Below are 22,181 nucleotides of genomic sequence, written 5' to 3' on the forward strand. Positions count from 1 at the left end.
TTAAATAAAGCAATTATGGTCAATGCTATTCGTCGCTATATTATTTACTCAATAGCGCATGGTTGCTACATTCAAGTGAATGAAAATAATTATAATGACTTAAACATGAAAAAACATTTATTGACTCTATCAATCGCATTAATGAGCTTAACCAGTGCAAGTACACTAGCCACAACCTATATATCGGCAAAAGCTTTACTAGATGTTGAAACAGGCGAACTTAAGTCTAATCCGTTGATTGCCATAGATAACGGTGTTATTAGCCAAATCCAATTTAATAAAAAGCCCAAGCTTAGCAGTAATGATGAACTGATAAACCTACCAACGCTTACCCTGTTACCTGGGTTAATGGACATGCACGTACATTTAACCAGCGATCCAACCGTGTCTCGAAGTGAACGTTTAGGGCAATCTGTTCCGCGAATGGCCATTAAAGCCAGCTATTTTGCTAAGCAAACCTTAGAAGCTGGATTTACTACAGTAAGGAACTTAGGTGCTGAGGGCTACAGTGTTATTGCGGTGCGAGACGGTGTGAATGCAGGTGATATTATCGGCCCACGCATTTGGGCTGCAGGGCCTTCTTTGAGCATTACTGGTGGGCACTGCGATAATAATCGCTTACCTCCAGAGATGAAATATACTGCCACCGGCGTTGCTGATGGCCCGTGGGCTGTGCGTATTAAAGTGCGTGAAAATATAAAATATGGCGCTAATGCAATCAAACTATGCGCCACAGGCGGTGTATTCTCTAAAGGAACAAAAGTCGGCATACAGCAATACGTCTTTGAAGAAATGAAAGCCATTGTTGATGAAGCGCACATGCGTGAATTACCTGTTGCCGCTCACGCACATGGAACTAACGGTATTAAAACGGCAATTAAAGCCGGTGTAGATAGTGTTGAGCACGCTAGCTTTTTAGACGATGAAGCAATCGCGCTTGCAAAAGAGCATGGAACTTGGCTGTCTATGGATATTTATAATACCGAATATACGCTAAGCTTTGGTGAACAAAATGGCGTGGATGAAGAAAATCTAAATAAGGAACGTCTGGTATCAAAAAAACAACGCGATAGTTTTAAACGCGCGGTTGAAGCGGGTGTAAACATGGTGTTTGGAACCGACGCAGCTATTTACCCGCATGGCGATAACGCTAAGCAGTTCTCGCGAATGGTTGAATTTGGTATGAGTGAATTACAAGCCATCCAAGCCGCAACCATTAATAGTGCTAAATTATTAAAAGCTGATAAACAACTAGGGCAAATTAAAACTGGTTTTGCAGCTGATATTATAGCGGTAGACACTAACCCATTAAAAAACATTTCTACACTAGAGCAGATCCCATTCGTTATGAAAGCGGGTGTGGTTTACAAACAGTAAACCCAAAACGTCTCTATAAGGTTGGGCTGCGCTCAACCTTAACAGTTTTTTTGCAAATGTAGCAAAGCAGCTCATTTAACCATCAATTTTTTATTTAAAATAATCTTTCCGTTAAACCAACTAACTACTGTAATACTCCATTGAAATTTTCAAATATGATTACTTTTAAATCACATTGAATAACAATCAAGCAAACGTGCGAATTAAAGTAAAAAAGTTTGAACTTTTTATTTAAATTTAAAATGATAACTATTATCATCCGCGCAAATTAACAAATGCGAATGGTTATCAGTTTATGAAAAGGTTTCAATACTCTCTCCTCACTCTGGCGTGCTTAAACGCAAGTTTAGCAATGGCTAACGAGTCACAAGTTAATTCAGATATTGAACGAATTAGCGTTTACGAGCAACAAAACCGAGTAGTGATGAATTCAGGTTTAGCGACTAAATCAGACATGTCACTAATGGAAACCCCTGCACCCGTGGTTATTGTTGATAAAGCACTGATTGAATCACAAGGTATTGATAGTCTTCAGGATGTGATCCGCAATGTGAGTGGACTAACTCAAGCGGGTAATAACTATGGCATTGGTGACAACTTAGTTATTCGTGGCTTGGGCGCTAATTACACTTACGATGGCATGTATGGCGGCGCAGGCTTAGGCAATACATTTAACCCTACTCGTTCTTTAACCAATGTTGAATCGATTGAAGTGTTAAAGGGTCCTGCAACTGGACTGTATGGTATGGGTAGTGCCGGTGGTGTGATCAACCTGATTGAAAAAAAACCACAGTTTAACGAGCAACATACCCTAGAAATGGATATCGGTCAGTGGGATAGTTATTCGCTTTCACTCGATAGCACCAATGCACTAACTGATGATTTAGCTTATCGGGTAATGGCCAAAACCGCCTCTAGCGATGGCTTTCGTGATTTAAAAGAGCAGCGCGATGAAATTTACTCGTCTTTAAAATATGTGCTTAATGACCAGCAATCTTTTGTATTGTCTGGGGCATATATTAAAGACGCTATCGCAGTGGATTCTATTGGGCACCCTATTCGTATTTTTAACAGTAAATCGGTTAACGGTTTAACTGCAGGAGAAGTATCAGGCGCCGATTTAGTTAATGACCCTACAGCAAGTGGCTTACAATTGAGTGAAGCACAACGAAATGAACTCGCTAACTCTTTGGCAAGCAATGATGGTTTAACACCCTTTAACTTTGGTACCAATGGCATAATATCACCGATGGCAAAGGATAACGAAGGTGAAGAGCTGCGTTTTAAATTAGCGCACAATTACTACATTAGTGATGATTTATTTTTAAATCAACAGCTACAGTACCGTAATTACACCTCTAGCTTTGCTCGCCAAACAGGTGCTTATAATTATGTGTATTGGAACCGACGTGGTGTAATTAACCAAGATCCACGCGCACCGTTAGTTGTTGATAATGTATTACACCCTTTCGCAGCTAGACGCCAAGAATATCGCCAAGTAGAAGCAGATGAGAAATCATGGCAATACTTTTTAGATTTACGTTATGACTTTATGCTCGGTAATATAGAAAACGAATTACTGGTTAATGCCAACTACGAAGACCGAGATATTCGTTTTAAACAATACTCCATTTATGATGCCGATAAGGTCATTAAAAACAAAGCCGGAGAAGTTATTTACCAAGGTGTACTACCGTATATTTTTGATATACGCCAGCCAAATTGGCCTGCGGATGAATTTGCTGATTATGATCCGCTTAAAACCAGTGATTACAATAAAAAAGTACAAGCATGGGGCGTAGGCCTTCAACATGTTGCTTACATTAACGATAAGATCACTACTCGTATTGGTGTTGCTCATAATCGTATTAAACAAAGTTACGAGCACTTTGGTGTTGACCCTCGTTATAGTCAAAGCCGCGCAAATCCAACGCCAGAAGCAAATACCTCAGACAGTGGTTTAACGTATAACCTAGGTGCTACTTATCAAGTAAACGCTGATATGGCTTTGTTTTTAAATCACTCTAAAGGGCGCACAGCTTACAGTGTCCTTGGCTCTGTTGCCGGTAATGAAGCCGATAGAGACGATTCCGAATCTGTGAGTAATGATTTAGGATTTCGTTTTAAAGCATTTGATGACCAATTACTGGCATCAATTGTGGTATTTGAAAGTGCGCGTACTAATTTAGAATATGCCAACCCTCTTTATGAAGCCGGCGTGTCAGCACCTAATGTAGTAGAGAGCTTCTTTGATGGTGAAGAACAAACAAAAGGTGTAGAGATTGATTTAAATGCCTATTTGAACGATCAATGGAAAGTTAATATCAACGGTGTTTATCAAGACGCCCGCGATAAAACCAACCCAAATCGTGACAGCTATAATACTCGTCAAAAAGGGGTGCCTTATGTAACAGCAAGTTCATGGGTTACTTACTCAGCAGCGCTGTTTGAATTACCGCACGCAGTTGATTTAAGCGCAGGTTTAACATTTGTTGATAAGCGTAGTACTAACTCAAGTTCATTTGGTATTGATAATGGCTACGTACCCGCTTATACCGTATATGATGCTGCGGTTAGCTATAAAGCAGACAACTGGCAGATGCAATTAAACATTAATAACCTGTTTAATAAAAAATACTATTCTAAAGCCATGTTTTTAGGCGGAATGCCAGGTGAAGAACGTAATGCAAAGCTAAGCTTTAGTTACACACTTTAATAGTTTAATAATTTAAAAAGCACGGTATTTCAATTGAGATACCGTGCTTTTTTCATGTAAACCTTAATATTAAATCGTAACAACTATGCGGCCGTTTATTTCGCCTTTAAGCATGTCATCAAAAATTTCATTAATATCTTCAAGTTTTTTCTCTTCAATGATGGCTTTTACTTTGCCTTGCGCAGCAAATTCAAGACATTCTTGCAGATCTTTGCGTGTACCTACAATAGATCCAACCACTGAAACACCATTTAATACGGTGTCAAAAATTGGCAATGGCATATCTTCAGGCGGTAAACCAACCAATACACATTTCCCCCCTCGGCGAACACTTTTATAAGCTTGTTCAAAACCTGGTTTTGATACTGCCGTACAAACAACAGCATGCGCGCCACCTACTTGCTCAAAAATAGCCTCACTGGGCACCACTTCTTTAAAATCAAGCGTAATATCAGCACCCAACTCTTTAGCTAGCGCCATTTTCTCTTTACCAGTATCTACCGCAATAACATTAAAGCCCATTGCTTTTGCATATTGCACTGCTAAGTGCCCTAAACCACCCACACCGACAATAGCAACCCATTGACCTGGTTTAGCACCAGATACTTTTAAAGCTTTATACGTTGTTACGCCGGCACAAAATAAGGGGGCCGCTTCAGCAAAACCTAAACCTTCCGGTATTTTGATGATGTAGTCACCATGAGCTAAACAGTATTCTGCATACCCACCGTCAATAGAGTAACCCGTATTATGTTGCGATAAACAAAGGGTTTCGCGTCCATCTAAACAAAACTCACAATGGCCACATGCACTGTATAGCCATGGTACGCCTACTCTATCGCCCACTTCTAAGTGCTTAATATTACTTCCTAGTTTTTCTATTACACCAACACCTTCGTGTCCAGGTACTAATGGCATTTTTGGTTTTACCGGCCAATCACCATGACATGCGTGTAAATCAGTGTGGCACACACCACAAGCGGCTATTTTTACTAGGACGTCGTCAGGGCCTACTTCTGGAATAGGTAAATCGGTGATCGCTAACTTGCCTTTATATTCTGTATTTATTGCTGCTTTCATAGTCATTCCATCGTTTATAAAAAGTTTATGCTATTTAACAAGGGCGTTAAACGGCAAGATTATGTTGCATACCCGCAACATACCTCACTATAAATGCTTAAATATTAATCTATATCAATCATTAGTCTTAAAACGTGGTTTTTTATCCCAGCTTAAGTCTTGCCATACTTAACCAGCGTGCTAGCATAGATTTCATTTATTTTTGAAACTTGTAACAATGACATTATCAGAAAAAAACTTTGCCTTTGTAATGCATTGTGGTGAGATGGGCAGCCGCTGGGGATTTAATCGCACCATTGGACAAATGTGTGGTTTATTGATTATTACTAAAGATCCAATGACGGCAAATCAAATCGCTGATGCGCTAAGTATTTCTCGCGGTAACGTGAGTATGGGGATCAAAGAATTACAATCTTGGCAGCTGATCAAAGTAATGCATATCCCAGGAGATAGAAAAGAGTACTATGCCCCTGCAGGCGATATTTGGGATATGGCAAATCGCGTATTCGAAGAGCGCAAAAAACGTGAAGTTGAGCCTACACTGAGCTTACTCCGAGATAACTTACTAGACGAAGCAAGTAACGACGATGAAATTTATGCTCAAAAACAAATGGGCGAAATCCATAACTTACTTGAAACAGTAACTAAATGGTCCTCAGAATTACAACGTTTAACTCCTGAGCAGCTTAATAAGCTAATGAAACTAGGTTCAGGGATTGGCAAAGTCATTGACCTAAAAGATAAAATATTTAAAAAAGAAATTTAGTCGATATGTAACTCACAAAAAAGCCGCAATTTGCGGCTTTTTTTAGTTATTTGCTTTAGCTTAAATCTTTGGGTAAGCAATTCTATCTGACAAATAGCCCACGCTAGTTGCAAAGTAATATGACCGATTCCAGTGCATAAATACCTTGTAGTTGTCGTATGCTAAATACATGCGCCCATTTACATCATCAGGCATCACTAGTGCAGCATCCACAGCAACATTTGGTAAATCGCTGCCATCAGCACGACGAACCCCTAATGCTTGCCAATCAGCGAGTGAGCGCTCTGAATTGTTCCAATATTCAAGCCATTGCTTACGTGTTTTAGTACCGCGCTTTAAAATATACTGCTGGTCAAAATCAGCAGGTAATTGAACTTGGCGACCCCAGGTTAAGTTGTCATTCCAACCCTCTTGCTTTAAGTAATTAGCAATAGAGGCAAACGCGTCTTCCTTGGTTGTCCAAATATCTTTGCGGCCATCATTGTTGTAATCTACAGCATAGGCATTAAATGAGGTTGGCATAAATTGAGTTTGCCCCATTGCACCTGCCCATGAGCCTTTAAATTTATCAAGCGTAATATGACCCGACTTTAATATATCCAGTGCTGCCCATAATTGGCGCTTGTATAGAGCTTCACGGCGTCCATCAAATGCCAGTGTTACCAACGATGAAATCACGTTGTGGCCACCTTGAATGGCACCAAAATTACTCTCTAAGCCCCAAATAGCCACAATAAAGCGTGCTTGAACACCAAAGTCTTTTGCGACCTTCTCTAAAACTTCTTGGTTTTCTTTATATAATTTACGCGCACGATCAATTTTCCATTGAGGCACACGTTTTGGTAAATATGTTTCCAATGTTTCTTTTACTTCAGGCTGATTTTTATCTGCAGAAATCACTTTTTCTTTATAAGATGCAGTGGCAAATGCTTGCTCAATTAACTGAGTATCGTAGCCTTTAGCTATTGCCTCTTGCTTTAAATTAGTAAGGTATTGTTGAAACTCAGCTTGGGTTTTTGCCATCACCGATGAGCTTAAACATACACCACACAATACAACTGCTAATTTTTTAATCACTATCTACTCCATTTTGTTTTCTTAATTGACTCAGCAAGTTTTCCTCTGGTGGCGGAATTTGTAAATAATAGCCTTGGTCGCTAAGCGACTGTTTTAAAGTGTCTAAATCCGCTACGCCTAATTGAGTTCGCTTAGCTAAGTTAATGATCATCACGTACTGAGGTTGACCAAACATGGCCATTAAAGGTTCCGGAACTTTACTAAAATCGTCTCTTTTTTCAATAAATAAGAAAGTATCTGCTTTTTTCTTACTTTTATATACCGCAGTTAGCATTATGGCCCTATAAAATCTTGCTTAACAGTGCTACACACTATAACATGGCAATAATAATAAGTTATAAAAATTAGTGTGGAAACTTTAATAAAAGCCTTGTTCAGCCTAGGTTTATATAAAGTTACATGCTAACTAGACAATCCAGTTGAGCATCTATGTCGGACCAAATTTTTGAGCTAAAAGGCAACCTTTTTACGTTATCAGTTTTACATCTTTATAGTACTGATATTAACCTTTTAGCAGAACAACTGTATGTAAAAATAGCCCAAGCCCCAAAATTCTTTGAGGGTGCCCCCATTGTCGTTAATTTAATTGAAGTAAAAAACAGTACAATCGACTTTGTTCATTTAAAATCACTTATTGAACGCATGAGCTTTAATGCGGTGGGTGTATGTAATGGTTCGGATGAGCAACACAAACAAGCAAAAGCTGCAGGGTTATCTGTTTTAAACTATTCACAAGACGTTAAGAGTGAACCCGCAAGAGTAGAGCCTAATACGTCAGTGGTTGAAAAAACCGTGTATTTACCAGCACAAATTATTAATGGTGCAGTACGCTCAGGCCAACAAGTTTACGCCAAAGACCGTGATTTAGTGGTGTTAGGTGCAGTAAGCCATGGTGCAGAGGTGATTGCCGATGGTAATGTACACATTTATGGAACTCTACGCGGCCGTGCTATTGCCGGTGCAAAAGGGCTAGAAAACGCATATATATTTTGTAATAAATTAGAAGCAGAACTCGTTTCAATCAATGGTAATTACTGGATCAGTGACTCACTGCAAGGTGAACACTGGGGTAACGCAGTTCAAATACAACAAAAAAATGAATCTTTAGAAATTTCAGCTTTGGTTAAAGGATAAATCTCATGGCAAAAATAATTGTCGTTACCTCGGGTAAAGGGGGTGTTGGTAAAACAACATCAAGCGCAGCAATTGGTACAGGCTTAGCACTAAAAGGCTACAAAACTGTTATCATCGATTTTGATATCGGCTTACGTAATTTAGACCTAATTATGGGTTGTGAACGTCGCGTAGTGTATGACTTCGTTAATGTAATCAATGGCGAAGCCAACCTTAACCAAGCACTCATAAAAGATAAACGTGTAGAGAAGTTATTTTTACTTCCTGCATCACAAACACGCGATAAAGATGCACTCACACGCGAAGGTGTTGAACGTGTACTTAATGAATTAAAAGAAGACTTTGACTACATAGTCTGTGATTCTCCGGCAGGTATTGAAGCCGGTGCAATGATGGCAATGTACTTTGCTGATGAAGCAATTGTAACCACTAATCCAGAGGTTTCATCAGTACGAGATTCTGATCGTATACTAGGAATTTTACACAGTAAATCTAAACGCGCCGAAGAAGGTTTAGAAAACATTAAAGAGCATTTGCTAATAACGCGCTATAATCCAGATCGTGTAACAAAAGGTGAAATGCTATCTGTTGAAGATATCCAAGACATTTTAGCCATCGACTTACTTGGTGTCATACCTGAATCTCAAGCAGTACTTAGTGCATCTAACTCAGGACAACCCGTTATCCTTGATAGCGAATCTGACGCAGGCCAAGCTTATGCCGATGCGATCAGTCGTTTATTAGGTGAAACGGTTGAATTTAGATTTTTAGATGTTGAGAAAAAGGGTTTATTCAAACGGATATTTGGAGGTTAATGTGTCTTTACTTGACTACTTCCGCTCAGAAAAGAAAAACAGTGCGTCATTAGCAAAAGAGCGATTGCAGATCATTGTCGCGCACGAACGTTCTCAGCGTGGTACACCTGATTACTTGCCGCAATTAAAGCAAGATATATTAGATGTCATTCGTAAGTACGTAAATGTAGGCGCCGATGCGGTTCAAGTTCAGTTTGATCAAAATGAAGACGATTTAGCCGTACTCGAGCTCAATGTCACATTACCTGACGAAGAAAAGAAATAACAAACAAGGGCGCTAAGCGCCCTTTTTATTTGTTTGTCACTCGCCTTTATGGCTTTAATTATCCCACTCTTTAAGGGCATCTTTAACAAAGTCATAGCGCCATGAACTGAGTAAATCTGGCTTTATGTGATTTGCTTTTTGTTCATCCGTTAACTTCCAATTCCAACTAATTAGCTGATTAATTTGCTTTTTAGATGCCATGACGTCTTCTGGTATATTGTGCTCTTTAGCAACTTTCGTAATTTTTTGTTTAATTTCTTTCGCTACTTTTTTATACGTAGGAAAATCAATTAAACGTTTTAGTACTTGTGGGTGCTGCTCAGCTGGAATGGCTTTGGCCTGCTCAATACACTTTAAAATTTCAACCCCTGAACGATTCACTTCAATAGGCTCAACACCCGAAATTTGTCTTAGCGCATTTAAACTTGAAGGACCTCGTTTAGCGATTTCAGTCATGTTATGCTCTTTAAGAACAAAATTAAGCGCTAGATTTTTTCGAATTGCTTTATTTCTTCGCCACACAGCTAACTCTTTAAGTACCGCTAATTCATGCGGCTTAAGCTGCCATGCATTTTTAATCTCTTTATAAAGTAACTCATCTGGTGTTTGAAAAGCACGCTTGTTTGCCACTAATTCACTTTCATTGATCACAATGTCGAATAAATCAGCTGCTTTAATGCTGTCTATAATTAACTCAAAACAAGGCAATAAGTGATATGTATCAGCTGCAGCGTATTCAAGTTGTTTTTGAGTGAGAGGACGTTGTAACCAATTGGTGCGCGATTCACTTTTATCAATTTCAATATTCAATAAGGTTTTTACCATTAAGGCAAACCCCATACAGTTACCCTCACCTAATAGCTGAAGTGCAAACTGAGTATCAAACAATGGATAAGGAACAAAACCTGCGTATTTTTGAAAAACTTCAATATCTTCTGAAGGAGAATGAAGTACTTTTAACACGTTTTGATCTTTAAGTATCTGCCAAAAATCAAATAAGGAAAGCTCTGCTAGCGGGTCGATAAGTGCTAAATGTTCGCCATCATAAACTTGAATGAGTGCAACTTCGGGATACAAAGTACGGCGGCGCATAAACTCGGTATCAATAGCAAGAATCGGTTTGTTTTTTATTTGTTCTACAAACGTATTTAGCTCATTTTGGGTTTGGATCAATTGGTAGTGCACTGAGTCTCCTACAATAAAAAAGCCGACATATGTCGGCTTTTTTATAGTTGCTAATCTTTTAAGGCTCTTCTGAGAATTTTACCCACGTTAGTTTTGGGTAACTCATCCTTAAACTCAACGAGTTTAGGAACCTTATAATTAGTTAAATTATCACGACAATGTTTTATTATATCTTTTTCAGTTAAAGAAGGGTCTTTTTTCACAACAAAAACTTTAACTTGTTCACCACTAATGTCATGAGGAATACCAATTGCAGCAACCTCTAATACACCTTCGTGCATTGCAACCACTTCTTCAATCTCATTTGGGAAAACATTAAAGCCTGAAACAATAATCATGTCTTTTTTACGGTCAACAATATAGAAGAAACCTTCATCATCGTACGTCGCAATATCACCGGTTGCAAACCAACCATCTTTTAAACATTCAGCAGTGGCGTCTGGGCGATTATAGTACCCAAGCATAACTTGAGGGCCTTTAACCCATAACTCGCCTGGCTCACCTTTAGCCGCTTCTTCACCGTTATCAAGCATTAACTTAATATCTGTACTTGGCGCAGGTAAACCAATAGAGCCATTATATGCCTCTAAATCGTATGGGCTAATTGTTACTAATGGAGCACATTCAGTTAAGCCATAGCCTTCCATTAATTTAGTATTGGTCACTTTTTGCCACTTTTCTGCAACAGGACGTTGTACCGCCATACCGCCACCCAATGACATTTTAAGGTGACTAAAATCAAGTTCAGAGAAACCAGGAGTGTTTAATAAACCATTAAATAGAGTATTAACCCCTGTAATAGCAGTAAATTTATGCTGGCTCAGCTCTTTTACAAATCCAGGCATATCACGTGGATTAGTAATTAAAACGTTTAAACCACCGTATTTCATAAATGCCAAACAGTTAGCTGTTAGCGCAAATATATGATAAAGCGGAAGCGCGGTAATAACCACTTCACTACCACGGTCAAGAACTTTGTCTAAACAACCAGACACTTGTTCAAGGTTGCCTACCATATTGCCATGGCTCAACATTGCGCCTTTAGATACACCGGTAGTTCCACCTGTGTACTGTAAAAAAGCTAAGTCACTTAGATTGACGTCTGGGCGTGTGTAACCATTTGGATCAGCTTTTAATAAATCACAAAATTTAATCGTGTTAGGTAACGTGTAACTTGGCACCATTTTTTTGAAATGCTTAACTACAAAATTAACTAAATGCTTTTTAAGACCCCCCATCATGTCACCTACTTGGGTAACCACAATGTGTTTCACGTCAGTGTTAGGCAGCGCTTTTTCAAGCGTATCAGCAAAGTTAGCTAGTATAAATATTGCCGATGTTTCAGAATCTTTTAACTGATGCTCTAGCTCACGTACGGTGTAAAGTGGATTAACGTTAACCACAACGCACCCTGCGCGTAAAATACCTAAAATAGCAATAGGGGTTTGCAACAAGTTAGGCATCATCACAGCGACTTTATCGCCTTTTTTTAGCCCTAAGTCGTTTTGAATATAGGCGGCAACACGTTTCGTTGCTGCATCTATTTCGTTGTATGACAATGTTTTACCCATATTTGTAAATGCAGGTAAATCTTTGTATTCATTAAAACTTTTTTCAAACACTTCGAGTAACGAGTTGTAGTGCTCAGGATCGATTGTTTCAGGCATACCTTCTGGGTAGCGCTTAAGCCAGATTTTTTCCACTCTTAGCCCCTGTTTATAATTATATTTTTATTAACCTTAATCTAAGTAAGGCACTTTCACAATTGAGCAAATACTCTAATCTAGAGATAATCCCACATTTATCGGTAATATACAATTAACATGCACTACTTTGCACCATAAATGCGTGAATGTGTTCAAAACATAGCCCACTACTTTGCATATGGCAATGATGTCCACCGGGCACATCTATTACACTCAAGTTATTGTAATATTTACTATACTTGTCTAAATTTTGTTTTACAAATGGATAACCTTTATCACCTAATATTAATTGACATGGTGCAATTAATTCTTTTATTGCACCAATACATTGCGCTTCATCAAATCGAAAACCTGAGTGATTTTTAAGCTTAGGATCAGTCGTTAACTCAAACCCACTGTGCATTTGTTTTATATTTCTGTCCATCAGCAACGCAATTAGTTCATCATTTAAATCAGTTGTTTTTGCACGCGCTTGATAAATTTGCTCTTTAGAAGTATATGTCCTTGATTTTTTAATCGTTAACCGTGCCCTGTTAAGTATGGCATTTCTTAGCTGCGAAGCGACTTCATTTGCTTGCGTGGTAACGCAGCCAATTCCTTCAATAAAAGAAACGGATTTAACATACTCGTTAAAACAACTCGCAAATAAACCCGCGACCATCGCCCCCATCGAATGACCGACCAAATGTACCTTTTTTAATTTAAGCGCTGTGATTAAGGCATACACATCATCCACATAATCAATAAAGTAGTAATGTGCCTGAGGGCTTCGCCAAGATGATAGTCCATGCCCTGCAAAATCAATACAATACCATGTTTGATTTGACGGTACGTCAGTTAGCATAGGTGCAAAGCTAGCACTGTTATCTAACCAACCGTGAAGCGCAATAACAACCTCTTCACCGTCTCCAAATTTAAGGCCATGTATATCTAAGTCGTTGGCTTTGACAGAAAATGGTTGCAATGCAAACCTCTACTTTTTATTTGGTTATAGCAATAACATACAAGAGTTATTACACAAATAATAGAACCGAGCTAGAAGAGCACACACTTAAATCGCGAGATTTCATAACATATTCATTTATTTATCTGGTCATCAGTATACAATAATAGTCGCTATTAAAATAAGTACACTTAAAGGGTACACACAATGAAAAAACAGTTCGGCTTATTAGCGCTTTTATGTACAACAACAGGAGCATTTGCTCAAACAGCGCCTAAAAATGTTATTTATATGATTGGTGATGGCATGGGTCCCGCTTTCACAACCGCTTATCGATATTACAAAGATGACCCAACAACAAAAGAAATAGAAACCACCGTTTTTGATACCATATTAAAAGGCATGGCGCACACGTATCCAGATGACCATACCTATGTTACAGACAGCGCAGCAGGTGCAACTGCACTTAGCAGCGGCCATAAAAGTTATAATGGCGCTATTGCCGTCGACACAGCTAAAAAGCCTGTTAAAACCATGCTAGAAATTGCAAAAGAGCAAGGAATGACAACAGCTTTAGTAGCTACCTCACAAATAAACCATGCAACACCAGCAAGTTTTGCCGCACATAATGAATCAAGAAGAAACTACGATGATATCGCTAATGACTACATTGACAATAAAATTGCAGGTAAATTACCGGTAGATTTAATGTTAGGCGGTGGTACTCAATACTTTATTCGTGATGACAGAAACTTAGTAGACGAATTTAAACAAGCTGGTTATCAATATGGCGATGATATTCAAAACCTTGGCCAAATCACTCAAGTGCCTGCTATAGGTTTATATGCACCTAAAGGCTTACCGTTTGCTCTTGATGAAAACCCAACAAGATTAAAGCAGTTAACTTCTAAAGCGTTTGATTTGCTTGATGGGCAAAATGATAAAGGCTTTTTTGTGATGATTGAAGGTAGCCAAATTGACTGGTGTGGTCACGCAAACGACATTGCCTGTGCAATGGCTGAAATGGATGACTTTGCTAAATCAATCGAAACGGCTAAAGCCTATGTAGATAACAACCCAGACACTATTTTAGTGATCACGGCAGACCACTCAACAGGCGGTTTAACTATTGGTGCACATGGCCAATATAAATGGGAAACAGATGTCATCAAAGGTGTAAAAGCCACTGCGGGCACATTGACCAAATTACTAATGGGTTCTGATAACCTTAAAACGGTATGGCAAGCTAATACCAGTATTGAATTTACAACTGAAAACGAAATTAAGCTTAAACAAGCCAAAGCTATGGGCGAGAAAACCCTAAACTTGGCCGTTAAAAGCATTATTAATGACTTAAGCTTTACAGGTTGGACTACGGGCGGTCACACAGCGTCTGATGTACAAGTATTTGCCTATGGCAAAAATAGCGATGACTTTGTTGGCTCTCAAAATAATACTGATATAGCTAAAAAATTAATTGGTTATATAAAGCAGTAGTCTTTGAAACTTAATAAAAAAGCCCGAATAATTCATTCGGGCTTTTTTTGTTTTTTTAATCTTAGCTAAGCGTATATATCAACACCAATTAAACTTTGAACTTCAGCTCTTCGCTCTAAATTAGCAAACTCAGTATAAGTAGAAATCGCTTTGCTTACTTGAGCACTGGGTTGATCGTAAATAGTTTGGCTGTATTGGGTATCTTTGCTGTTCGCTTTTGTAAACTCTTTTGCAAGTTCAAGCCCTTCTGGGCTGCTTTTGACATAATCGGTATTAGTTTTTTGTGGTTTGGCTTGCTCTATTACTCGTTCAGGCTGCGCCGGAACTACCGAAGTAGAACGCACCTTAGCAGGTATATCACCTGTAAAAAAACCTGAACTTATAGGTAGCGACACAGCGCTTCTCCAACCAACAATATAACTAAATTATGATTTAAAATTGCTTAATTTGCAAACAACCGTGTTTGTTTATTCACGGCCCGGTAATTTTTTCCATGTTACCGTATCACGCACATACTTTGGTTGTGCATCACTGGCTTTTACACCCTTACCTGCAAGGTACTGCGCCTCTACGAGTGCCAACATATAGTGTGCATCCGGTAAGGTTATTTCAGGCTGTATGGTTACATTATTAAATGGCGTTAGTGCATCAGGGTAACTTTTAAAACCAGTCCCCACGGCCGCAGCATCAATATTTGTATCTATCAAAGTTGCATCTAACAATTCAGGTTTGAATACTCGCTCTTCGCCTTTAAGTGTCATTAATCCATCTTTTGCGTGGTATTGAGCAAAGTAGATTTCTCCCATACGCGCGTCAATACTAGAATAAACATCGTTAGCACCAAACTGTTCAAACGCCTGTTGCGCCATGACTGCTAAAGTAGATACCCCAACTAATGGTAAATTAGTTGAATACGCAAGACCTTGGGCAATGGCTACGCTTATACGCACGCCAGTAAAGCTACCTGGCCCTTGGCCAAATCCTATTACGTCTAAATCTTTTAATTTACAGCCGGCTTTACCAAGTAGCTCATCAATAAGTGGCAGAATTTTTTGGCTATGCTGCTGCGGACACTCTTCAAAATGATGAAATGTTTTACCCTGATAATGCAAAACAATAGATAATGCTTCAGTAGAGGCATCTAGGGCGAGAATGTTACTTTTGATCATTTTTGTACTCAATTAATATGTTTTAAAAATGTATTGGCATCTTCTAAGCTACGTGTACGGCGCATTGGCGGTAAACTCTTTAAAAATACTTGTCCATATTGGCGTGTTACTAAACGATTATCGCAAATCACTAGCACGCCTTTATCTTTGTTGTCTCTTATTAAGCGACCTACCCCCTGCTTTAAGGCAATCACCGCTTGAGGTAATTGAATATGCGCAAACGGGTCTTTGCCTTGCATTTGGCAATCTTGCATTTTAGCTTGTAGTAAAGGGTCATCAGGTGCAGCAAATGGCAGTTTATCTATAATAACACAGCTTAAGGTACTACCTCGTACATCAACCCCTTCCCAAAATGACGCGGTGCCCAGCAATACCGCATTACCATGGCGAGTAAATTTTTCTAGTATAATTCGTTTAGACATTTGCCCTTGCATATAAACTGGGTAGTCCATTTGCGTAGTTAAGCCCTCAGCCACTAAATGCATCATACGGTAACTGGTAAATAACACAAAACAACGCCCTTTAGCCGACTTAATAAGCTCTAAGGTTAATTTTACAATCGCATGGGGCATATTATCTTCATGCGATTGTGGTAAATAACGAGGTAAGCACAGCAACGCCTGATTCTCATAATCAAACGGGCTATCTACCATCATACTTTGCTTTGGTTTTAAGCCAAGGCTCGCATTAAAGTGGCTCAGTTCATTGTCGACCGATAACGTGGCCGAGGTAAAAACAAATCCTGAACCCGACTCTTTCATCATTAAAGCAAATTTAGCCGATACATTCAGAGGCGTAATATTAATAGTTAAATAGCGCCTCGTGGTTTCGTACCAGTAACTAAAACCTGTTTGAGCAGTATCGAATACGCGCTCTAACTGACCTTTAAAAGCCAATACTCGTTCAAACGGATGTTCTATTTTATCACTTCGCTCTAAGCATAACTTTAATACCTGATACACAAACTCTAAATCACTAATAACCCGGTGCAAGGCCGAGCAAATAAGCTTATTACTGAGCTTTTCACGCCAGTCACCTCGACTGCCATCTACTCCAAACTGCAGCCTTAAATCAGCGACACTGGTTTCAAGCTTATTTAAACTTTTGCCTAATTGCAGCATGTCTGGAATTTCAGCGCGATAAATAGCGCGCAAATCGTTAATTAAATCCACCAGCTTTTTGGTGCTCATGGTTTCGCCAAAATAGTCACTGGCAATTTCGCTTAATTGGTGAGCTTCATCAAATATGTAGGCATCGGCATTGGGCATTAGCTCTGCAAAACCAGATTCCTTTACCGCCATATCAGCAAAAAACAAATGGTGATTTATTACCACAACATCGGCATCCCCCGCTTTTAAACGCGCTTTGCGAATATAGCATTCTTGAAAGTCTGGGCACTCTTTGCCTAAGCAATTATCAGCAGTTGAGCTTACATACGGCAACACTTTGGCATCTTCTTCAATACCAATACAATCGGCTAAATCGCCGGTATGCGTTTCACTGGCAAATTTAGCAACCATAGCAAGCTGATGCATAACATCAGGGTCGTCTGTTGGTACATGTGCCACATGTTGAGTTAGCCGATAAGTGCATAAATAATTGGCACGCCCTTTTAACAGTGCCGTTTTTTTAGCCGCACCTAAGGCTCTTACTAATACGGGTAAATCGCGGTGATACAGCTGTTCTTGCAGTGCTTTAGAACCGGTTGAAATAATTGTTTTGCCCTTAGATTTAAGAGCGGGAGCTAAATAAGCAAAGGTTTTGCCTGTGCCAGTGCCTGCCTCAACAACAAGTTGAGATCGGGTTTTTAATGCATCCTCAACCGCCACCGCCATATCGATTTGAGGCTGGCGTGGTGTGTATCCATCTATTGATAAAGCCAAAGGCCCGGTCGCACTAAACAGCTGTTTGATAATACCAATCACTATGTAAAAAATAATAGCGGGATTCTACGTAAGCTGTTGAGGAAGGGCAAGCCAAAGTGAGTGAGAATTTAACCAATAAAGGGGCGTGTGCCCCTGTTAATTATTCTGCATTAATAGTTAAGGTAATGCCATTTGCATTACGATAACCTTTAATATCTATGTACCATAAACCTGCTTGGGGTGCAGAGACAGTACATGTTTCTGTGTTGCCATTTTTATAAGGGCGACACACATATTGTGTATTAGATGATGGCGCATCAAAATTTAAATACAAATCAGCATCGCCAGTTCCACCTGAAATAGCAACATTTAGCGAAGAATAGCCTGCAACTAAACGTTGTTCATAACGCTTCCAATCACCTGCATTTACGCTAATGTTATCTTCTACGCGATTGATTGGCTCTAAAGCACCAGCTTGCTCAAAACTACCTATCAAAGAAATATTGTTAATTGCGCTATATGCCTCAACCATTACATAGTAAGTTCCATCATCGCTGGTAGGAATATCACAACGTTCATTACTTGTGGCAGACGTACTTTTACAATCGAAATCGCTTAATGTTGGCGCCTGATTAAACTTAACGTATAAATCGGCATCGCCATTATCACCTGAGGTTTCAAAGCTTAAATTTTGCGCTCCTTTTGGTACATTTAATGTATAGATAAGCTGCTCTTTAGCAGTAGCATTGATACCAGAAATTGGCTCTCCATTTACTAACTCATTATTACTTGGCGGTGTTACATCACCAGCGTTTTTTGCCAATTCAGCTACAAAGCTTACAGCTAAGTTAGCAAATTTTATTGCATGATCAGCATCGAAATTACTGTCATTTTGTGTATGAATGAGTGGATTAATATCATTCATTTTTGATTCAAACGGCATAGAGGCAGCAAAGCCTTGTTGGTACCATGAAGCATGATCGGAGCAACCATAACCACATTGGTCAAAGCCATAACTAATTTGGGGTAAGTATGTATCTATAAGCTGCGCTAAAAACTGGTTTTGAGCATTATTTGTGTAATCCGTCATCATAATAATATCTTCGATACTGCCGTTGTTGCCGGTCATATCAAATTGCACCATACCCACTACATTTTTACCCTGCGCACGATAACTACTGGCTATATCTTTAGAGCCTCTCAGACCTACTTCCTCTGCCGCAAATGCTATAATTTTAATGGTTTTTTGCGGTTTATAATTTGTTTCAACTATCGCTTTTAAAGCTTCAGTTAACACTGCAATACCCGATGCGTTATCATCCGCGCCAGGAGAGCGTCCTTGTGCAGGATTCGCTTGGTTAATCGAGTCTAAATGGCCTCCAATAACTACAACCTCATCTGCATTTTCAGCACCGGCAATGGTTACAATGACGGATGATTGCGCCCAACTATGCTGATAACTTTCAATGGTTATATCACTTCGGGTAGTTGCAATTTGTTGCCAATAACTTTGCAACCATTGTGAAGCATCAACACCGGTTTGCGAGGTATAATAACGATTATTAAAGTTAGTCAGTGAATTTACTGTGCTTTGTAAGTTAATCGGACTTTGTGCATTAATTAAACTTTGTACCGTCTGCGCATTATCAATAGAATAATTGTAAGCTAATAATGCTTGGCTATTTTGAACGACCGCTAATTGTTTTGCGTAATCACTCGCTTCTTCAAACGAGCTATGAGCAACAAACCCACCACAACGATTGTAGTTATGATGCATAAACTCACTCAAATTATTTACCGTGTTACTAGGTACACTGAGTAAATCAACATCTGGTATAGGGCTTGATTTTCTGTGAGAAAAAGGTATTTTTTGTAAAAATGTACCTTGTTCATGTTGATAATGCTGGGCTGCAGTTGAATCAATAGTTACCCAAATATTGTCTGGATTTTCATTTGCTAAGCAATTAAAACTCATAGTTAAAGTAGTAATAACTGCTAGTTGTTTAAAGTAATTCATAAATATTCCTTATCATTTCACTTTTATTTTAAGCATTAAAAAAAGGGGCTAAGCCCCTTTTATAACTATGCCTAATTAGCAGTTACATTGAGTGTTACACCGCTTGCTATGCTGTAGCCTCTAAGATCAATGTACCAAGTACCCGATTGCGGGTTCTCAAATGTACACTCTTCATTGTTGCCATTTTTGTAAGGTCTACATAGATAAGAAGACGTACTTGAAGGCGAACCAAAGTTTACATAAAGATCAGCATCACCACTGCCACCAGCAATACTAATATTTAAAGTGCTATACCCTGCGGATAAATCTTGAGTGAAGCGACTCCAATTATTAGTTGTCACATTAATATTAGACTCAGTTCTGTTGATAGGCGTTACCCCACCATTATCACCTGAGTAACTACCCGTTAATGATACGCCAGATATAGCATCCCATGCTTCAACCATTACATAATAAGTTCCCGCTTGTGCATTACTTATGTTACAGCTTTCTGTACTAGTAGATGTTGTGCTATTACAGTCGTAACTATTTAAGGTCGGTCGGCTTGCAAATTTAACGTATAAGTCTGCATCACCTGAGCCGCCAGTAGTATTGAACTGAAGATTTGTCGCGCCAGCGGGAACATCTAAAGTAAAGAATAGTTGCTCTTTTTCAGCGCCACTGATACCCGTACGCGCTACCCCATTGGTTAATGCTTCATCGTCAGTCGGTGGTTGTGTTGTTGCACATTCACTACCTGAACTAAGATTTGAATTAACCCCAACGGCAGCTAAAGCAGCTTTAACATCATTTGGGTCATAATTTAAATCACAGGCTGCATCCATCACCCCGTTACCGGCTAAATCCCAGCCTACACCCGCACTCCAATATAGTTGGTTGGCACGAGCCATTACGATAAAGGCTTTTTGCGTATCCCAACCCGGCGTGGTTGCTAAATTATAAAATGCCTTATTATAAACCCCTGAACTATAATGCACGTCCATACCTGAATAATAGTTGCTTTGGTTATCTATTGAACGGCCATCTTGGGTAGGGTTATTCATGTAACGCAGCGCACCATTACCTTTAAAAATATCCTTACCAACTAGCCAATCGTTGCTGCCTTTCATATAAAATTCAGCAGCTTCACCAGCCATATCCGAAAATGCTTCATTTAATCCACCTGGTTTACCATTGTAAATCAAACCTGAATTTTGCTCAGTAAAGCCATGGCTAACTTCATGTGCAGATACATCTAAACTTACCAATGGATAAAACGTATTTTGGCCATCGCCAAAGGTCATTGCACTGCCATCCCAAAATGCATTTTCATAATTACTTGAATAATGAACGCGCATTTGTAACTGAAAACTCAAGGGTGCTGTACCTACCCAATCGTTATACATATTAAAAATAACGTTACCAAAAAAATGAGCATCATTTAGCGGTGAATATGCGCCATTAATTTCTTTGACCGTATTCTCAGGACACGTAAATGAATGTGCGGAAGAGCCACTCGTTCCACCATTTAAATTAATAGTGCGAACATTTGCGTTATTCATGGTACAAGTATTACCCGATTGACTAACATCTAGACTGTCAAAATCAGTTCCATAAATATACTTGCCTGTCTTTAGATTTCCGCCTGGACCTGTTGCATTGGCATGTTGTAAGTTATCGTAACTAAGTAATACCTCACCAGTATTAGCATCAATGATCTGATATGGTCTTGATGGTGACTTGCCATAAGTAACATAAGACACCTCATAAACTAAATGCGCCTTATTCTGATCGTCAACCCAAATAGCGAGCCTTGATTGCTCGTTATGTTTTTTCAAGCCGACTGATTTTGCTGCAATGCCAGTTTTTGATCCTTTTAAAATCGCATCTTTTTTTGTCAACTTAGCTGAAACGTCCGCTAAATCTTCATCAATGTTGTAAACAGCGGCACCATGGGCTTTTTTAAGCATCCCATTGTTAAATGTTAGGCTGACTGTATCACCAATAACAGGAATGCCTTGATACGTTTGTTGGTAACGACGTGTTACTTCTCCGTTATTGCTAGTAAACTCTTTTAATACAACTAATTCGTTCCCTACACTTAACCCAATCAACTGATTTGGACTTACTGATAGCAAGGAAGCAGAGTTTGATTGCACCATGTTATTAATTGTCGGTTGTTGATTTAGATATTTCTTATTCGCAGCTACTGCATTTGTTGCTTGAACCAAAGTTAAAGCAGCAAAAGTTGCTATTGTGATTTTAGATAAATTCACGTTTACGCTCCGTTAAAGTTTAAGTTTTTAGTATATTTGTATTAATCGGCACACCTTGTACCCGATTAGGGATCAGCATAGACCGCAAACTGCAATAACGAAAATTAAACATTTAATTTACAATTAAAGTATTAGTAATAATATTTAGTGCTTTATTTACAGTGTGTTACAACTAACCCTATTTACAGCAAAAACAAAATATAACATTATGTATACATATATTTACATTCTAAAGTTCAACAAGGGGATTGGTTTTATAAGTTGCACTAGTAAATTTTCATCACTCAACGATGACTAAAAAGTCGTGTTCTTGC

Annotated in this window: 18 protein-coding genes; 7 read left to right on the forward strand and 11 right to left on the reverse strand. The window is 39.0% G+C overall.

Translation table 11 applies throughout. The features are described 5' to 3' along the window. The first annotated feature begins 105 nt into the window (after positions 1 to 105). On the forward strand, positions 106 to 1,377 hold the full coding sequence (locus MTF66_RS08015) for an amidohydrolase family protein (protein WP_248526995.1): 1,272 nt from the start codon (positions 106 to 108) through the stop codon (positions 1,375 to 1,377). A 295-nt stretch (positions 1,378 to 1,672) separates the two neighbouring features. Next, positions 1,673 to 4,093, forward strand: coding sequence for a TonB-dependent siderophore receptor (locus tag MTF66_RS08020; RefSeq protein ID WP_248526996.1), 2,421 nt, complete (start codon positions 1,673 to 1,675; stop codon positions 4,091 to 4,093). Between the two features lie 69 nt (positions 4,094 to 4,162). Here MTF66_RS08020 and adhP read toward each other — a convergent pair whose 3' ends face one another. Continuing rightward, positions 4,163 to 5,173 carry an alcohol dehydrogenase AdhP gene (gene adhP, locus MTF66_RS08025; RefSeq protein WP_010388847.1) on the reverse strand — a complete coding sequence of 337 codons (1,011 nt, stop codon included), beginning with the start codon at positions 5,171 to 5,173 and terminating at the stop codon, positions 4,163 to 4,165. Positions 5,174 to 5,390: 217 nt separating this feature from the next. Between adhP and MTF66_RS08030 the strand changes: the two genes are divergently transcribed. Then, a complete protein-coding gene (locus tag MTF66_RS08030) occupies positions 5,391 to 5,939 on the forward strand; it encodes a GbsR/MarR family transcriptional regulator (RefSeq protein WP_010388849.1) in 549 nt (182 codons plus the stop codon). Between the two features lie 60 nt (positions 5,940 to 5,999). On the opposite strand, the gene MTF66_RS08035 is transcribed toward MTF66_RS08030, so the two are convergent. Together MTF66_RS08035 and MTF66_RS08040 are read right to left on the reverse strand one after the other, a co-directional pair. After that, a complete protein-coding gene (locus tag MTF66_RS08035) occupies positions 6,000 to 7,016 on the reverse strand; it encodes a lytic transglycosylase domain-containing protein (RefSeq protein ID WP_054201590.1) in 1,017 nt (338 codons plus the stop codon). Next, positions 7,009 to 7,290 (reverse strand): YcgL domain-containing protein, encoded by a 282-nt coding sequence (locus MTF66_RS08040; protein ID WP_008111526.1) that lies wholly within the window; start codon positions 7,288 to 7,290, stop codon positions 7,009 to 7,011. The genes MTF66_RS08035 and MTF66_RS08040 overlap by 8 nt, the downstream gene beginning before the upstream one ends. 155 nt (positions 7,291 to 7,445) lie before the next feature. On the opposite strand from MTF66_RS08040, the gene minC reads away from it, so the two are divergent. The 3 genes from minC to minE are packed head-to-tail and all read left to right on the forward strand — an operon-like array spanning position 7,446 to position 9,230. Further along, positions 7,446 to 8,150, forward strand: coding sequence for a septum site-determining protein MinC (minC, locus tag MTF66_RS08045; protein ID WP_008111529.1), 705 nt, complete (start codon positions 7,446 to 7,448; stop codon positions 8,148 to 8,150). Between the two features lie 5 nt (positions 8,151 to 8,155). Then, on the forward strand, positions 8,156 to 8,965 hold the full coding sequence (minD, locus tag MTF66_RS08050) for a septum site-determining protein MinD (RefSeq protein WP_008111531.1): 810 nt from the start codon (positions 8,156 to 8,158) through the stop codon (positions 8,963 to 8,965). 1 nt (position 8,966) lies between these two features. Beyond that, entirely contained in the window at positions 8,967 to 9,230 is a 264-nt protein-coding gene (minE, locus tag MTF66_RS08055) for a cell division topological specificity factor MinE (RefSeq protein ID WP_008111532.1), read from the forward strand. A 54-nt stretch (positions 9,231 to 9,284) separates the two neighbouring features. Here the strand turns inward: minE and rnd are convergent, their stop codons facing one another. The 3 genes from rnd to MTF66_RS08070 all read right to left on the reverse strand — a co-directional run bounded on the left by rnd (position 9,285) and on the right by MTF66_RS08070 (position 13,085). Continuing rightward, entirely contained in the window at positions 9,285 to 10,415 is a 1,131-nt protein-coding gene (rnd, locus tag MTF66_RS08060) for a ribonuclease D (RefSeq protein WP_248526997.1), read from the reverse strand. Between the two features lie 50 nt (positions 10,416 to 10,465). Beyond that, positions 10,466 to 12,118: a long-chain-fatty-acid--CoA ligase FadD gene (gene fadD, locus MTF66_RS08065; protein WP_010388852.1), complete on the reverse strand. Its 1,653-nt coding sequence runs from the start codon at positions 12,116 to 12,118 to the stop codon at positions 10,466 to 10,468. 115 nt (positions 12,119 to 12,233) lie between these two features. Further along, a complete protein-coding gene (locus tag MTF66_RS08070; protein WP_054201592.1) occupies positions 12,234 to 13,085 on the reverse strand; it encodes an alpha/beta fold hydrolase in 852 nt (283 codons plus the stop codon). Positions 13,086 to 13,271: 186 nt separating this feature from the next. On the opposite strand from MTF66_RS08070, the gene MTF66_RS08075 reads away from it, so the two are divergent. Next, complete coding sequence (locus MTF66_RS08075; protein WP_010388854.1) at positions 13,272 to 14,561, forward strand: alkaline phosphatase; 1,290 nt, start codon at positions 13,272 to 13,274, stop codon at positions 14,559 to 14,561. Positions 14,562 to 14,626: 65 nt separating this feature from the next. On the opposite strand, the gene MTF66_RS08080 is transcribed toward MTF66_RS08075, so the two are convergent. The 5 genes from MTF66_RS08080 to MTF66_RS08100 all read right to left on the reverse strand — a co-directional run bounded on the left by MTF66_RS08080 (position 14,627) and on the right by MTF66_RS08100 (position 21,867). Continuing rightward, complete coding sequence (locus MTF66_RS08080; protein ID WP_010388855.1) at positions 14,627 to 14,956, reverse strand: hypothetical protein; 330 nt, start codon at positions 14,954 to 14,956, stop codon at positions 14,627 to 14,629. A gap of 72 nt (positions 14,957 to 15,028) precedes the next feature. Beyond that, entirely contained in the window at positions 15,029 to 15,730 is a 702-nt protein-coding gene (gene tsaB, locus MTF66_RS08085) for a tRNA (adenosine(37)-N6)-threonylcarbamoyltransferase complex dimerization subunit type 1 TsaB (RefSeq protein ID WP_248526998.1), read from the reverse strand. A gap of 8 nt (positions 15,731 to 15,738) precedes the next feature. Next, positions 15,739 to 17,655: an ATP-dependent DNA helicase gene (locus MTF66_RS08090; protein WP_248526999.1), complete on the reverse strand. Its 1,917-nt coding sequence runs from the start codon at positions 17,653 to 17,655 to the stop codon at positions 15,739 to 15,741. A gap of 100 nt (positions 17,656 to 17,755) precedes the next feature. Further along, entirely contained in the window at positions 17,756 to 19,612 is a 1,857-nt protein-coding gene (locus MTF66_RS08095) for a M28 family metallopeptidase (RefSeq protein ID WP_248527000.1), read from the reverse strand. Positions 19,613 to 19,683: 71 nt separating this feature from the next. Continuing rightward, the gene (locus tag MTF66_RS08100; RefSeq protein ID WP_248527001.1) at positions 19,684 to 21,867 is read right to left on the reverse strand and encodes a pre-peptidase C-terminal domain-containing protein; all 2,184 of its coding nucleotides are present in this window, start codon (positions 21,865 to 21,867) and stop codon (positions 19,684 to 19,686) included. Positions 21,868 to 22,181 lie beyond the last annotated feature (314 nt).

The organism is Pseudoalteromonas sp. 2CM39R (assembly GCF_023161845.1).